Genomic DNA, 15,152 nt, shown 5'->3' with positions numbered 1-15,152 from the left:
TCATTGATCCTGATTTTCACGATTCAAAATTTCAGCAATGTGAATCACTTTCACGCTGCTTTTTTCTCTATTCGCTATGCCATCCAAATGCATAAGACAAGACATATCACAACCGGTTATAAATTCTGCATCGTTTTTTATATGATCTGCTAAACGATCTTTTCCCATTTTTGAAGAAACGGCTTCTTCCGTAATACAGAAAGTTCCCCCAAAACCACAACATTCATCTTTCTTCTCGAGTGGAATAAGCTCAATTCCTTTAACCAGTCTTAATAATTGCTCCGGCTTTGAAAAGTGACAGGCTGTTAACTCAGACATTCCGGAAAGATGCAAGCCTCTCTGACCATGGCAGCTTTGATGAAAACCTACTTTATGAGGAAAAGAGGCCTTCAAGTTTTCAACTTTTAGTACATCTGTAAGGAATTCTGTCAGTTCATATATATTTTTTTGAATTTGTAAAGCCTGATTCTTTTCAATATCATTTTCTCCTTTCAAATGTTGTTTTATATGGAGAACACAACTCCCTGAAGGAGCTACTATTATATCAAAGTTTCTGAATTGCTGAATAAAGTTCTTATTGGTACCACAAGTGAGATGCTCATATCCGGCGTTAGCCATCGGTTGCCCGCAACATGTTTGTCCCAAAGGATATACAACATCCACGTTCATTTTTTTTAACAAAGTGAACGTAGCTATTCCTACTTTCGGATATAACACATCAATATAACATGGTATAAATAAGCCAACTTTCATATCAATTCGATAATGTTTTAATTTTTTTTTTACATTCTATCCATCCAAATTAGACTTTCTTTTGAAAATAAAATTCCATCATTTTATCCAATGATTAAGTTATTCTATCCAAAAAAATTATATTTTTATCTTTTAAATGATGAAATAACTAAGTATTGAAACCTCAGTTTCTTAAAATATCGTCCCATACTTTACATTCTTTCAATGCCAGAAAGGATACTGTACCTGATGTGAACAATAAATGGCATTATCATATAGTGCTGGAGCTGATTTATTTCAGAAAAGGCTCCGGGACGCAGTATGTAGGAAATACAATTGAACGTTTCAAAGAAGGAGATGTGGTGTTAATCGGAAAAAACCTTCCCCACTACTGGCAATTTGATTCTAAATATTTTGAAAATTCAAGGAAGAATAAAGTAGAAGTATTTGTCGTTCATTTTGATGAAAACTTCTGTGGTAATGATTTTTTAAAGCTTCCTGAAAATCAGGAATTAAAAAAAATGCTTATTTTGAGCTCCCGGGGACTTCAAATCAAAGGAAAAACCAGGGAAAAACTGACTCAATTACTTCCCGAGGTGATCAACACTACGGGGACAGTAAAAATCATTAAATTGCTGGAAGCTTTATCATACATTAGCACTTCTGCAGAATATAATTTTTTGGCTTCATCTCATTTTAATTATCAGTTTAATGAGGATGAAAAAAGACGGATTCAGGAAATCTATAACTATACATTGTCCAGATATACTGAAAAAATTACCTTAGAAGAAATCTCTGCAATTGCAAACCTAAGCCCCAATTCATTTTGCAAATTTTTTAAATTTAAAACCGGGAAAACCTATACTCAATTTGTGAATGAGATAAGAATAGGTGACGCTTGTCAAAAGTTAATAGAAAATCAAATGTCTGTAAAAGAGATTTGTTTTGCCTGTGGCTTTAATAACTTTACCAGCTTTCATGAATGTTTTAAAAATATTACAGGCAAAAGCCCTTTGAAATACCAGCAATTGTATAAAAAGTAAATAAAGACACCCATTTCAAGTAATAAATATCCTTTTACAAATGTTATTATAGTATGAAAACACTCTTATTACTGATCTCTTTCTCGTTCTTCTTTATTAATGTTTCAGCACAAAACAACGGGACATTTTTCGAAACCTCTGATCATGTCAAAATAAAATATAAAATATCCGGAAAAGGAGAAGCTTGTATTTACGTTCCGGGAGGCCCCGGACAGGGGTATCCTTCATTTGAGCTAATGGGAGGAAGCAACCTGGAAGAAAAGCTAAAAATGATTTACATGGATCAGCGGGGATCCGGGGAATCAGGAACTTCAGAAAATTATCATCTGGATAAAATGGTTCAGGATATTGAAGAGCTGAGGCAACATTTGAAATTGAATAAAGTATTCTTAATAGCTCATTCTTTTGGGGGAATTATCGCCGTTACTTATTCAAGAAAGTACCCACAATATACCAAAGGGCTTATTCTTTCGAATGTCACTCTCCACTTTCTCAATAATGAATCAGTAAAAGAACAGATTGAATATGGAAACAGCCTTTTGCAACAAAAAAACAAAATCGTGCCCAAAGACAGCCTTTCGGCAGAACTTTCAAAAATAAGTACTGCACTAAGAAAGAAAAGAATAGGGTATAAGTTTCTTACAGACGATATTGAAACGATCAAGCAATCGGATAAAATTGATTCCCTGCATCCCAGGATTATCGACTTTGGAATGGCGGTGATCTCCAAACCTAAAGAATATCCTGAATACTATACTGATTACGCTCCCTTAACAAAAGATATTCATGTTCCTGTACTTATAATCACAGGTAAAAAGGACAAAGCAGTAGGTACTCAACATTACAAAACATTTCAGTTTCCTGATCAGAAAGTCGTTTCCATTGATGGAGGACATCTGCTATATTATGAGAAAAACAAGGAGTTTGTGAAAGCAGTTGAAGATTTTGTTCGTAGAATACAATAAGTTATTGTCTTTTATCAGCTCGTCGCGGCCAAAGGCCGCGACGAGCTGATATAAAAAGAACCGCGCCTTTCAGGCGCGGTTCTTTTTATATAAAGTCTAATGAATTAGAATTTCAAATCTCCGTTCACTTCTCTTACTGCATTCGCAGCTTCAGAGAATTTCAATTGCTCTTCAGCAGTTAAAGTAACGTTTACGATTTTTTCTACTCCATTGGCTCCGATAATAGCTGGAACACCTAAGCAGATATCGTTTTGACCATATTCTCCTTCAAGCATTAAAGAACAAGGGATCATTTTTTTCTGATCACATGCAATCGCCTGAACCATTACAGAAACAGCTGCTCCCGGTGCATACCATGCTGAAGTCCCTAGTAATTTAGTAAGTGTTGCCCCACCTACTTTAGTTTCTTCGATTACATATTTTTGTTGCTCATCATCTAAAAACTCTGTTACAGGAACTCCGTTTCTTGTTGCTTTACTTAATAATGGAAGCATTCCCGTATCACTGTGAGCAGCGATTACCATTCCGTCAACATCAGAAATTGGAGATTCTAATGCTTCAGCCAATCTGTATTTGAATCTTGCAGAGTCTAATGCACCACCCATTCCGATGATTTTGTGCTTAGGAAGACCTGAAGTTTTGTGAACAAGATACGCCATTGTATCCATTGGATTAGAAACCACGATGATGATTACTTCCGGAGAGTGTTTTACTAAGTTTTGAGTAACGTCTTTTACAATACCTGCGTTGATACCAATCAACTCTTCTCTTGTCATTCCAGGTTTTCTTGGAATCCCTGAAGTAATTACTGCTACATGAGAACCTGCAGTTTTACTGTAATCTCCTGTTGTTCCGGTAATTTTTGTATCGAATCCGTTAAGAGATGCTGTTTGCATCAAATCCATTGCTTTACCTTCAGCAAACCCTTCTTTAATATCTACTAAAACTACTTCTGAACAGAAGTTCTTCATTGCGATGTATTCTGCACAGCTTGCTCCTACAGCGCCTGCTCCTACTACAGTTACTTTCATATTGTTACTTTTTAAAATTATTTTTTATGAGTTAAGTTTTAATTTGAAACTCCCCAAATTTAACAATTCCTGAAAATATGCGCAATTTTTCAGGAATTTAATTAGAATTAAAATAAATTAGTTGACGTTCAGTAAAAATGTATAGAGTTTTTTCGCTCCTGAAAGCACTTGCGGGTAGTTTTCTTCCGCAACATCAGTGTCCAGTACCTCCTTAAAATTCTTCCACATCGGTCCTGTATTTTCTTGATAGCATCCGAAAAAGTTAAAAGTAACCTCCTCAAAACCTTCCGTTTTTGAAAGCTGCTTGGCAATAACATTTCCTCCCAGCGTAGACCCCTCAATAACATACATTGCACCCAACGCCTCGTGTTCATTGTCAAACGCAAGGGAATGAGAAGCTGTCTGGTTTTCCAAAGAAAGACTTTGAAGATCTTTTTCAATAAGAGGAAGTTTCTTTCTGTTATCCAGCTGAAGTTTTTCAGCATATTTATCAGAAAGACTGTTGAATATTTTATCTTCGCTGTGAAGAAGCATCAGATAGTTGGTATGGATGATTTTTTTATAGTCTTCCAGCGTGAAAGTTTTATTAAAAATTTTTTCAGAATTAAAAAGCTTCTCCGCTGCATCGTGATAGTCTGCTGTATTTTGTTTAAGATATTCTGATACCATAATAACGTTTTAAAAGTTTCTCAAATGTAAGGCTTTTTGAACGTTAAAATGAAAGAAGTTCCCTCATTATTACTCTCATAATCCACATTTCCTCCTATTCTTTTCATGATCCTATGAACAATGGACAACCCCACTCCGTTGCCTTTAAATTTCTTGGCATTATCCATTCTGTTAAAAATTTTAAACATTTTATGCTTTTCCTCTTCAGGAATTCCTATTCCGTTGTCTGAAATTCTGTAAGTAATGGTTTGTCCATCTTCCGTACCTTCAATCTGCACTTTAGGTTGCTCTTTATGGGAAGAATATTTTACTGCATTATTGATGATATTCAAAAACACCTGATGAAGCATTGTTTTATCCGCCAATACATCCGGACATTCTTTGATAATAATCTCGCTCTTCGGACTTCCGTAGGTCATTTTTGCATTCTCAGAGATCTTTTGAATGGTATGAGCCGTTTTTAGCTTTTCAAGTTCTATTTCACTATGCTTGGCACGGCTTAGCTGCAATACATCCTGCATCATTTCCGCCATATTATCGATTTCCTCAATGATGGTATTGATCTTCGTTTTACTCTTTTCGGAACCATCCGTAAGATTACTCAGCAACATCTGAGCATTCAGTTTCATCACCGTTAAAGGAGTTCCCAGATCATGAGAAATCGTATAAGAAAAACTATCCAGTTCCTCGTTTACTTTTTTAAGCTCATCATTAAGCCTTTTAATCGCATTATAGTTTTTATGGGAAGTTTCAAGAATCAAGTCCCGGATTGCCTGTACGGCGCTTATATTTCTGGAATTCCACCTTTTGGAATGGCCTTTAATATTCTCAGTAAAAATTCTGAAAGAAGTTCTTGGCGAGACCATTTGTTTATTTTCTCCGTTTTGAGAGAATACGCTTATATTTTTTTCAGGATTACCTGCCCAGTTAATATGCTCATCAAATTCTTTTCTGAACCAGATCAGCATTTCATGTTTTTCACGCTCAATAAAATAGATAATGATTCCTGCCACACTTTCGGACAATCCTAATTCTTCACCGTAATCTTTAAGAAAACTTCGGCTGATATAAATGCGCTCTCTGGTATTTTCCAATGCCCATTGTACGATTTTAGAAATACTTTCCGGGGTTGGTGTTGTACCTTCCATCACAATACTTTCATCCGAAACAATCGCAAGACCATCAGATTCCGGCAATTGTTTAATTTCAGATTTATTTTCAACCAGAGAATCGAATAAATTATTATGTTTTAAGAATTCCGTTTTCATCTGAGATAATTTCTCATTCAGCTCCAGACGATAATGAAGTTCACTTTTAGATTTAAAAGAAGAATAAGCATTGGCTGCCAATGTGGTAAAAATCCCGGCCTGTACCCTGTCTTCAAGATCAATATGCTTAGGTAGGGTATTCTGGCAGGTAACCAATCCCCAAAGATGATCATCAATGATAATGGAAACACTGAAGCTGGAAGATACCCCTGCATTTTTAAGATATTGCATATGAACAGGTGACATCCCTCTGGAACCAGAAAAAGTAAGGTTGACTGGGTCCTTTGTCTTACTTAACAATGGAACTGCCTCTGCATCTACGTTACTGAATATTCTTTTTCTTTTCTTAAGATAAAGCTCTCTCGCCTGCTTGGGGATGTCTGACTCAGGATAATGAAGACCTAAAAAACTCTCCATATCCTCCTTCTTTCTTTCTGCAATCACTTTCCCGGAACCATCCATCATAAATTTATAAACCATCATCCGATCATAGTTTACCACTCGTGAAAGTGTCTCCAACAAATGATTCCAAAGATCCTGCTGGTTATCTATGATATAAAAATTGTCATATTTATTGGAAATCCGTTTATCAGGATTTACCAGGACTTTTTCAAATTCAAGGAAAATATAAGATCCGTTTTTAAAAACGGAAAAATGATATTCTTCTCCATCAATAAAAATTTTGTCAAAATAGGTTTCATTTTCTCTTCTGGTAAACCTTTCCAATGAAGTATAAATATCCGAATCGATAATACTCCGAAAACTTTCCGGAAAGTCCGTAAGCTCCCTGCCGAATAGTTTTTCTACAGTATCGATTTTAAAAATATCCGAAATATTCCTGCTGAAAAAAGTAATGGAACGGGATTCCGCATCAATGCCAATCAAATAACCAAAACTTTGTATATACCCGGGAATATGGATGGGCTCTTCATGGCATTCTACAAAATTCATATTTCTCTTCAGTCTATCAATCAAAGATAGCTTTTTTTTGATCAGATTTCTATTTTGTGGTACTTTAATTATTAAAGTCCTGTCGATGCATATTCCACTGATACATTTCACAAAATAATAAGTTAAAACATTCTCTATTTCTCACCCATTTTACTGTGATATTTTAAAATATACGAAAAAAAATCAGATAATGAAAGCCTTTCTATATTAACCATGATTCATAACATGAAATACATAATATCAGGTTAATTAATTATGATTTTATAACAAATTTTTCTAAATTTATATCACCAAATAATGAATATGAAAAGAATTTCATTGAATTATTCACAATAATTTCAATATAAATTTAAATTCAAATAATACTATTATGAAAAAGTTCCCATTAATTTTATTTTCTTTGATTCTCTCCGTAGGAATATGGAATCCATCAGAAGCATGTACGCGGGTCGTATACAAAGGACCGCAAAATACAGTTATTACAGCCCGTTCTATGGACTGGCGCGATGAGATCCCTGCTAACCTGTGGGTTTTTCCAAAGGGAATAGACCGTACAGGACAAACAGGTCCCAAATCTGTAAAATGGACTTCTAAATACGGAAGTCTGATCAGTTCCTCATGGGACATTGCTTCAGCTGACGGAATGAACGAAAAAGGTCTGGTTGCCAATCTGCTTTGGCTAGGAGAATCACAATATCCGAAATATGATCCTAAAGGAAGTAAAAAAGGACTTGCTATTTCATTATGGGCACAATACTATCTTGATAATTTTGCTACCGTGAAAGAGGCCGTAGAGTTTTCAAGAAAAGAACCATTCGTAGTTGTCAGTGATTATATTCCCGGAACCGAAAGATTTACAACAATTCATCTGTCAATTTCGGACGCTTCAGGAGATAATGCTGTATTTGAATACATCAATGGAAAACTGGTAATTCATCATGATCCTTCATACACCGTAATGACCAACTCTCCTGTTTTCGAAGAGCAACTTGCATTGAATAACTATTGGAAAGGAATTCCCGGAACTGTTATGCTTCCTGGAACCAACCGAGCCGCAGACCGCTTTGTAAGAGCATCATACTATATCAATGCTATCCCGCAAACAGCAGATACGCGCACCGCTGTAGCCAGCGTATTCAGTGTGATCAGAAACTGCTCTGTACCTTATGGAATTACCTCCGCAACAGAACCTAATATTTCTTCTACAAGATGGCGTTCTGTTTCAGATCAAAAAAATCTGGTATATTACTTCGAAACGGTTTTTACCCCCAACACATTTTGGGTAGACCTAAAAGATTTTGATTTAAGCGCTAAAGGAAAGGTGATGAAACTCGATCTGAGCAATACCCGTACTTATAACGGAAAATCAAATCCGGATTTTAAAGAATCCACACCATTCAAATTCTTAGGCTTAAACTAAGACATCAACCGTAAAAGTTTTTGAAAATCCCAGGCACTTAAGTTATTTTTTTAAGCGACAGGAGAAGTATGGATTAATGTTGATGATTTTATAAGCATTCCTGTTCTATGGGCAGACGTTGCAGGTCACACAAAGCTTTTACAGTAAAATAAAATTCAAAGTATTAAAAAATAAACAAAAAGATATGGCCTTTTTTTCATTCAAAAAGAGAAGCCTTTTTCTCTGCATCCTTTTTTGCTGGTTATCAGCACATGCACAGAATCAGGACTCTCTTCAAACTCAACCTGCTCAACAGGAAGAAGATAACATTAAATATCCTCAATTGCAGATCAAAGGACTTTTTCAGGCTCGTTATCTGGTAGGGATGAGTAAAGATGTTGACGTCAACGGACTTCATCATGCCGATGGCTCCGGAACCAGCAATAATTTCATGCTTAAATATATGAGGGTTCAGGTTCGTGCACAAATCAGCAAACGTACCGAAGTAGTGGTTTTGGCTAACCTCGCAGATTTTAAAAATGATCCTAAAAGCAGGGTTCTTGAAAATGCATATTTAAAATACACTTTCAGTCCCAAGTTGGCATTGACTGTTGGACAGTTCAGACCCTGGTTCGGGATTGAAGAAACCTATCCTATTGACATTATTAAATCTTTAGACTGGTCCAATCAATATACGGAATTTGGTAAACTGGGCTGGACAAGTTTCCAGATCGGAATGTCTGCCACAGGACAACTTCAATTGGGAGAAGTACCCTTTCAATATGCCGTTTCTGTAGTCAACGGAAACGGGAAAAATCAGATCAATGACAACGACAATGGAAAACAATATTCTACCCGTCTGGTTTTCGGATTATCTAAAAAATATAATTTCAATGTCGGTCTCAATGGCGGAATTGGAGAAGTATTCAGCAAAAAGGTATATGCATTAGGTGTTGATCTGAGTTCACTCATTCATTTTGATCCCAAATGGAGTCTTGATATGCAACTGGAAGCCAAGCAGGCCACCAATCATGTTCTCTATAATTCCATTGATCCGGAAATACGACCTTCCAATCCCGATCAATATCTGGTGCGCGGCGTATACTTTCTTCCGAATTTACGATATGAAATTAACCATAAAAACCTGAGTGCCTTCGAGCTTTCCTGCCGATATGAATATCTTGATACCAACTTCAGAATGGCATCCAACCCAAGACAAACCATTACTCCCATGTTCGGGCTGGAATTCCTGAAAAATTACGGCGCAAGAATTCAGCTGGGAGTACAATTTGACCGATATAAACATCAGGTAGAAAATACATCACAATACAACAATAATCTATTCATTGTACAAGTGCAGAGTAGATTTTAACAGAATAAACAGAAAGTATTATGAAAGAAATTAATATTAAAAATGTAGCGATCACATTTGTCGTTGCATTAATTATATGGTTCATCCCTGCTCCGGAGGGCGTTGCCGAAAATGCCTGGCACTTGTTTGCCATTTTTGCAGCAACCATTTTAGGAATTATTTTAAAAGCAGCTCCTATGGGCACTATGTGTATGATGGCTATTGGATTTACAGCTCTGACACAGGTTGTTGCTCCGGGGGATGCAGGAAAATCAATTACAAAAGCCCTTTCTGGATTTGGAGATAAGGTTATCTGGCTGATCGGAATCTCGTTCTTTATTGCCAGAGGATTTATCAAAACAGGTCTTGGAAACCGTATTGCTTTTTTGTTCATCAGAGTCTTTGGTAAAAGTTCCCTGGGGCTGGCATATGGATTAGGGTTGGCAGATGTATGTCTTGCTCCGGCCATTCCAAGTAATACAGCCCGAGGTGGAGGAATCATCTACCCTATTATGAAATCTATGGCGATCAGCTTTGACTCGGTTCCTGAAAAACCTGAAACGCACAGGAAATTAGGTTCTTTTTTAACGCTGAACAGCTATTATATGAACCTTATCGCTTCTTCCATGTTCCTGACAGGAACTGCGAGTAACCCGATGTGCCAGAAGTTTGCTGCTAACCTTGGCATTGATATTACCTGGATGTCCTGGGCAGCTGCCGGTTTCATTCCCGGAGCCGTTGCCTTCTTCGTCGTTCCTTTGGTTTTATACAAATTATATCCGCCTGAATTGAAAAAAACAGGTGATGCACCCAAAATGGCTGCTCAGAAATTAAAAGAAATGGGTCCTATTTCCAGAAATGAATGGTTGATGCTACTGGCATTTTTTATCCTTCTGGCTCTTTGGATATTTGGAGGTGCCCTTTCTATCGATGCCACGACTACAGCATTTATTGGATTAACTTTATTATTGTTAACCTCTGTATTGACGTGGGAAGATGTAAAAGGAGAAAAAGGTGCATGGGACACCATCGTCTGGTTTGCCGTTCTGGTGATGATGGCTAGTTCTTTAAACGAACTGGGCTTTATCGGCTGGTTCAGTAACCTTATCAAAGTACAAATCGGTGGTCTGAGCTGGCAGGTCGCTTTTCCGGTTATTATTGTAGTCTATTTTTTCAGTCATTATATTTTTGCAAGTGCAACGGCTCACGTAGCTGCCATGTATGCAGCATTGCTGGGGGTAGGAGTTTCTCTAGGAATTCCTCCAATGCTACTGGCAATGATGTTAGGTTTCATGGGATCTATTTATGGAGTTCTTACCCACTACGGACATGGTCCTGCACCTGTATTCTTCGGAAGCGGATATGTTGATCTCAAAGCCTGGTGGCTCAGGGGCCTTGAAATCGGGATTGTATTATTAATTATCTACATGGTTGTAGGAGGATTATGGATGAAAGTTTTAGGATATTATTAATTATTAAATCAAATCTATGTTATCAACATTGTCAAGAAAAATGCTGATGTGTCTTACGGGACTCTTTTTAGGATTCTTCCTTCTGATTCACTTTCTGGGAAATCTCCAGTTATTTTTACCGCAGGAACAGGCACATCTGCAGTTCAACGCCTATTCTCACTTTTTATCAGGAAATATTATCATTAAGATCGTGTCTTATGTTTTGTATGCCAGTATTATTCTGCATGCGGTAGATGGCCTAATAATTACTTTAAAAAACAGAAAATCAGGAGGAAGCTATCAGAATGACAGACGGGGAAGAGCCAGCCAATGGGCTTCCCGTAATATGGGAATTCTGGGAACATTAATTTTAATCTTCCTCGTAATCCACTTCCAGAATTTCTGGTATATCTATAAGTTCGGAAATCCGCCATTGGATGAAAACGGAAATAAAGATTTATACATTCTTGTCGTAACGGTGTTCAAAGAATGGTGGTATGTTCTCATTTATGTCATCTCAATGATTGCATTATGCTACCATATGATCCACGGAATACACAGTGCGGTAAGAACCCTGGGATTGTACCATCCAAAGTTTGTAAAATGGGTTAAAATAACAGGGATTGCCTATTCCGTCATTATCAGTATAGGTTTTGCCCTTATGCCCGTTTATGTCTTCTTTACTTATCATTAAACAGAGCTCATCATGATTTTAGACTCAAAAATACCACAAGGCCCATTGGAACAAAAATGGGACAATTATAAAAAGAAAGCGAAACTGGTTAACCCTGCGAATCGTAAAAAACTGGATGTCATTGTCGTAGGAACAGGTCTGGCGGGAAGCTCAATTGCCGCTTCATTGGGTGAAATGGGATACAATGTCAAATCCTTTTGTTTTCAGGACAGCCCCAGAAGAGCCCATTCCGTAGCCGCGCAAGGTGGAGTAAACGCCGCTAAAAATTATAAAAATGATGGTGACAGTGTCTACAGAATGTTTGTAGATACGCTAAAAGGTGGAGATTTCAGAGCTCGAGAAGCTAATGTGTATCGTATGGCCGAATGTTCTTTAAACCTTATCGACCAGTCGGTAGCGCAAGGAGTTCCTTTCGGACGTGAATACGGAGGTTACCTCAACAACCGTTCATTCGGGGGTGTTCAGGTGAGCCGGACATTTTACGCAAGAGGACAAACCGGTCAGCAATTGCTTTTGGGAGCTTATCAGGCATTAATGAGACAGGTTGGAAAAGGTTCTGTACAGCTTTTTTCAAGACATGAAATGTTGGATCTGGTTGTTATTGACGGCAAAGCCAGAGGAATTATTGTAAGGAATCTGGACACCGGAGAAATTGAAAGACATGCCGCACATGCTGTCATTCTGGCGACAGGAGGTTATGGTAAAATCTATTACCTTTCTACCTTAGCCATGGGATGTAATGGTTCCGCAATCTGGAGAGCACATAAGAAAGGAGCATTAATGGCTTCACCCAGCTGGATTCAGGTACACCCCACTTCCCTTCCTCAATCCGGAGATTATCAGTCCAAATTAACATTAATGTCCGAATCATTGCGTAATGACGGAAGAATTTGGGTCCCCCTGAAAAATGAGGACAACAGACTCCCGAACGACATTCCTGAAAGTGAAAGAGATTATTACCTTGAAAGAAGATATCCTGCTTTTGGAAATCTGGCACCAAGAGATATTTCTTCCCGTGCTGCCAAAGAAAGAATTGATGCTGGTTTCGGGGTCGGACCTTTAAAAAATGCAGTATATCTTGACTTTTCAAAAGCCATTAAGGAGCAAGGCAAAGAAAAGATCAAAGAGAAATATGGAAATTTATTCGACATGTATCTTAAAATTACAGGATATGATGCGTATAAAGAGCCGATGATGATCTCTCCTTCTGCACATTTTTCAATGGGAGGACTTTGGGTTGATTATGAACTCATGACTACCGTTCCGGGATTGTTTGCATTGGGAGAAGCCAATTTTGCAGATCACGGTGCTAATAGATTAGGGGCTAATTCTCTTCTTCAGGCATCTGTTGACGGGTACTTTATTGCTCCCTATACGATCGCGAATTATCTGGCAGATGAAATTCACACAGCTAAAATTTCACCGGATGCCCCGGAATTTGAAGAGGCTGAACATGCCGTTAAAAATCAGATTCAGGAATTAATCAATATCAAAGGAACAAAAACAGTAGATCATTTCCATAAAACATTAGGCAAACTACTCTATGATTACTGCGGACTCGCAAGAAATGAGACAGGATTGAAATATGCCATCCAGGAGATCAGAAAGTTAAAAGAAGAGTTCTACAGAGAGGTAAGGGTTTCCGGACAGGGAGACAGCATGAATTCCGAACTTGAAAAGGCCGGCCGGGTTGCTGATTATTTTGAAATCGGAGAACTGATGTGCTATGATGCTTTAACGCGTAATGAATCCTGTGGTGCTCACTTTCGCGAAGAATTTCAAACACCGGATGGTGAAGCCCTGAGAAATGATGCAGAGTATCAGTTTATCTCCGCATGGGCATGGACGGGGGAAAATGGCGACCCTGAACTGATCAGGGAGCCTTTAACCTTTGAAGAAATACAGCCAACAGTAAGAAGTTACAAATAAAAAACAAAAATTATGGATTTACACCTTAAGATATGGAGACAGGAAGATAGAAAAAGTGAGGGAAAACTAGTCAGTTATGACCTTAAAGGGTTAAATTCCCACATGTCTTTTCTGGAAATGTTAGATACCTTAAATGAAAAGCTGATTACCAAAGGCGATGAACCGGTTGAATTTGATCACGATTGTCGTGAAGGAATTTGTGGACAATGCGGCATGATGATTAATGGTATTGCCCATGGCCCTTTACAACATACAACGACTTGCCAGCTTCACTTAAGAACCTTTAAGGATGGAGAAACGATTTTGATAGAACCCTTCCGTGCTGAAGCTTTTCCGGTAAAAAAAGATTTAAAGGTAGATCGTTCTGCTTTTGACAGAATTATTTCTTCAGGAGGATTTGTATCTATAAATACAGGCCAGGCACCTGATGCTACAGCAATTCCGGTTAATCATCAAACTGCCGAGGAAGCTTTTGATTCGGCAGCGTGCATCGGATGTGGAGCGTGTGTTGCAACTTGTAAAAATGGAAGTGCTGCTTTATTTACCTCAGCTAAAATCACTCATATGGTACTTCTTCCCCAGGGAAAAGAAGAAAGAAGCAAACGGGTACTGGATATGGTTGCCCAAATGGATACCGAATTATTCGGGCACTGTTCTAATACGGAGGCCTGCGAAGTAGAATGTCCGCAAGGAATTTCTGTGCTCAATATCGCCAGAATGAATTTTGAATATAACAGGGCTTTATTTTTAAGGAAGAAATAATTAGGTCAACAAAACTGAGAAAACAAAGAATAATAGTGTCTAAAGGCAAATTCGCGTATCTGCAAATTTGCCTTTTTACATTTTATAACTTTTCCGTTCTTCTATTCATTCATTATCGCCACAACTCTTGCCGGTGCTGCAGATCCACCCACAATTTTCAGGGGAAATACACACACTTTAAATCCTGAAGGAGGTAATGAACGAAGATTCGTAAGCTGTTCAATGTGTAAATATTCTTTTTCTATTCCCACACGATGAGCTTCCCAAAAATATTCAGGGTCATTGAGTTCTTTTGCTTTTTTAGCCATATATTTTAAAGGAAGATCCCATCCCCATTGATCAATTCCCATGACCTTTACGCCCTGATCGATCAGCCATTCTGTAGCTTCACGACTCATTCCGGTTCCTTTTTCCACAAAATCCGAAGTTCCCATCAACTGATCACGGTCAGTTCTTATGAGAATAATAGTTCCTGTCTGAATGGTAATCCCATTTTTATCAAGGTCTTTTTTAAGATCGTCAACAGTAATGGCTACAAAATCTTCTTTGTGACTGCAATCAATGACAATACCATCTCCGTAGCACCATTCCAGAGGAATCTGATCGATGGTCTTGGCTGGCTTCCCCTCAACGACCGGACCGTAATGCCAGGGAGCATCAATATGAGTGGTAGCATGAAGTCCCATATTTTTAATGGTATCATCCGCCCAGCCCGTCCAGTTTTTAGGAAAGAGCTTTGAAGGTAGTTTTACAGCTAATCGAATTAACCAATGTGATTTCTTATGGGGCTTATGCTTGATTTTTACTCTCATAAACCATGGATCTCCTGCATTATACTGAATCGGTTTTGATAAATCGATGATTGTTGTTTTCATATAGTAATAAAGTTAGAGGAAGGAAACAAAGA

The 15,152-nt window shown here is 37.8% G+C and carries 13 protein-coding genes; 8 read left to right on the top strand and 5 right to left on the bottom strand.

The window, feature by feature from the left end; all coding sequences use genetic code 11:
- Entirely contained in the window at positions 1-753 is a 753-nt protein-coding gene (locus C1631_RS10975; protein ID WP_109712107.1) for a (Fe-S)-binding protein, read from the bottom strand.
- A 155-nt stretch (positions 754-908) separates the two neighbouring features.
- Here C1631_RS10975 and C1631_RS10970 point away from each other — a divergent pair, with 155 nt between their 5' ends.
- Together C1631_RS10970 and C1631_RS10965 are read left to right on the top strand one after the other, a co-directional pair.
- Positions 909-1,775, top strand: a complete 867-nt coding sequence (locus tag C1631_RS10970) for an AraC family transcriptional regulator (RefSeq protein ID WP_103249062.1) — start codon at positions 909-911, stop codon at positions 1,773-1,775.
- Positions 1,776-1,828: 53 nt separating this feature from the next.
- Entirely contained in the window at positions 1,829-2,740 is a 912-nt protein-coding gene (locus C1631_RS10965; RefSeq protein WP_109712105.1) for an alpha/beta fold hydrolase, read from the top strand.
- 104 nt (positions 2,741-2,844) lie between these two features.
- Here C1631_RS10965 and C1631_RS10960 read toward each other — a convergent pair whose 3' ends face one another.
- From C1631_RS10960 to C1631_RS10950, 3 genes are all read right to left on the bottom strand, one after another.
- Complete coding sequence (locus C1631_RS10960; protein ID WP_109712103.1) at positions 2,845-3,771, bottom strand: malate dehydrogenase; 927 nt, start codon at positions 3,769-3,771, stop codon at positions 2,845-2,847.
- Positions 3,772-3,888: 117 nt separating this feature from the next.
- Positions 3,889-4,440: a biliverdin-producing heme oxygenase gene (locus tag C1631_RS10955; RefSeq protein ID WP_103247642.1), complete on the bottom strand. Its 552-nt coding sequence runs from the start codon at positions 4,438-4,440 to the stop codon at positions 3,889-3,891.
- Positions 4,441-4,460: 20 nt separating this feature from the next.
- On the bottom strand, positions 4,461-6,683 hold the full coding sequence (locus C1631_RS10950; protein ID WP_228441163.1) for an ATP-binding protein: 2,223 nt from the start codon (positions 6,681-6,683) through the stop codon (positions 4,461-4,463).
- Positions 6,684-7,029: 346 nt separating this feature from the next.
- Here C1631_RS10950 and C1631_RS10945 point away from each other — a divergent pair, with 346 nt between their 5' ends.
- From C1631_RS10945 to C1631_RS10920, 6 genes are all read left to right on the top strand, one after another.
- A complete protein-coding gene (locus C1631_RS10945) occupies positions 7,030-8,079 on the top strand; it encodes a linear amide C-N hydrolase (protein ID WP_109712099.1) in 1,050 nt (349 codons plus the stop codon).
- 184 nt (positions 8,080-8,263) lie between these two features.
- Positions 8,264-9,430: a porin gene (locus C1631_RS10940; RefSeq protein WP_103247650.1), complete on the top strand. Its 1,167-nt coding sequence runs from the start codon at positions 8,264-8,266 to the stop codon at positions 9,428-9,430.
- Between the two features lie 20 nt (positions 9,431-9,450).
- Entirely contained in the window at positions 9,451-10,881 is a 1,431-nt protein-coding gene (locus tag C1631_RS10935) for an anion permease (protein ID WP_109712097.1), read from the top strand.
- 16 nt (positions 10,882-10,897) lie between these two features.
- Entirely contained in the window at positions 10,898-11,554 is a 657-nt protein-coding gene (locus C1631_RS10930) for a succinate dehydrogenase cytochrome b subunit (protein WP_103247645.1), read from the top strand.
- Positions 11,555-11,566: 12 nt separating this feature from the next.
- Positions 11,567-13,483 (top strand): fumarate reductase/succinate dehydrogenase flavoprotein subunit, encoded by a 1,917-nt coding sequence (locus tag C1631_RS10925; protein ID WP_109712095.1) that lies wholly within the window; start codon positions 11,567-11,569, stop codon positions 13,481-13,483.
- A 12-nt stretch (positions 13,484-13,495) separates the two neighbouring features.
- Positions 13,496-14,245, top strand: coding sequence for a succinate dehydrogenase/fumarate reductase iron-sulfur subunit (locus tag C1631_RS10920; protein ID WP_103247646.1), 750 nt, complete (start codon positions 13,496-13,498; stop codon positions 14,243-14,245).
- A gap of 101 nt (positions 14,246-14,346) precedes the next feature.
- Here the strand turns inward: C1631_RS10920 and C1631_RS10915 are convergent, their stop codons facing one another.
- Entirely contained in the window at positions 14,347-15,120 is a 774-nt protein-coding gene (locus C1631_RS10915) for a cyclase family protein (protein WP_109712093.1), read from the bottom strand.
- Between the last annotated feature and the right edge of the window lie 32 nt (positions 15,121-15,152).

Source organism: Chryseobacterium phosphatilyticum (genome assembly GCF_002899825.2).
Taxonomy (GTDB): Bacteria; Bacteroidota; Bacteroidia; order Flavobacteriales; family Weeksellaceae; genus Chryseobacterium; species Chryseobacterium phosphatilyticum.
The sequence above is the reverse complement of the archived record's forward strand: the minus strand, read 5'-3'. Positions and strand labels throughout refer to the sequence as shown.

Coding starts and splice junctions, on each gene's coding strand:
- C1631_RS10960 (WP_109712103.1), bottom strand. CDS start 3,771: ATGAAAGTAACTGTAGTAGGAGCAGGCGCTGTAGGAGCAAGCTGTGCA.
- C1631_RS10975 (WP_109712107.1), bottom strand. CDS start 753: ATGAAAGTTGGCTTATTTATACCATGTTATATTGATGTGTTATATCCG.
- C1631_RS10965 (WP_109712105.1), top strand. CDS start 1,829: ATGAAAACACTCTTATTACTGATCTCTTTCTCGTTCTTCTTTATTAAT.
- C1631_RS10930 (WP_103247645.1), top strand. CDS start 10,898: ATGTTATCAACATTGTCAAGAAAAATGCTGATGTGTCTTACGGGACTC.
- C1631_RS10915 (WP_109712093.1), bottom strand. CDS start 15,120: ATGAAAACAACAATCATCGATTTATCAAAACCGATTCAGTATAATGCA.
- C1631_RS10940 (WP_103247650.1), top strand. CDS start 8,264: ATGGCCTTTTTTTCATTCAAAAAGAGAAGCCTTTTTCTCTGCATCCTT.
- C1631_RS10945 (WP_109712099.1), top strand. CDS start 7,030: ATGAAAAAGTTCCCATTAATTTTATTTTCTTTGATTCTCTCCGTAGGA.
- C1631_RS10955 (WP_103247642.1), bottom strand. CDS start 4,440: ATGGTATCAGAATATCTTAAACAAAATACAGCAGACTATCACGATGCA.
- C1631_RS10935 (WP_109712097.1), top strand. CDS start 9,451: ATGAAAGAAATTAATATTAAAAATGTAGCGATCACATTTGTCGTTGCA.
- C1631_RS10925 (WP_109712095.1), top strand. CDS start 11,567: ATGATTTTAGACTCAAAAATACCACAAGGCCCATTGGAACAAAAATGG.
- C1631_RS10920 (WP_103247646.1), top strand. CDS start 13,496: ATGGATTTACACCTTAAGATATGGAGACAGGAAGATAGAAAAAGTGAG.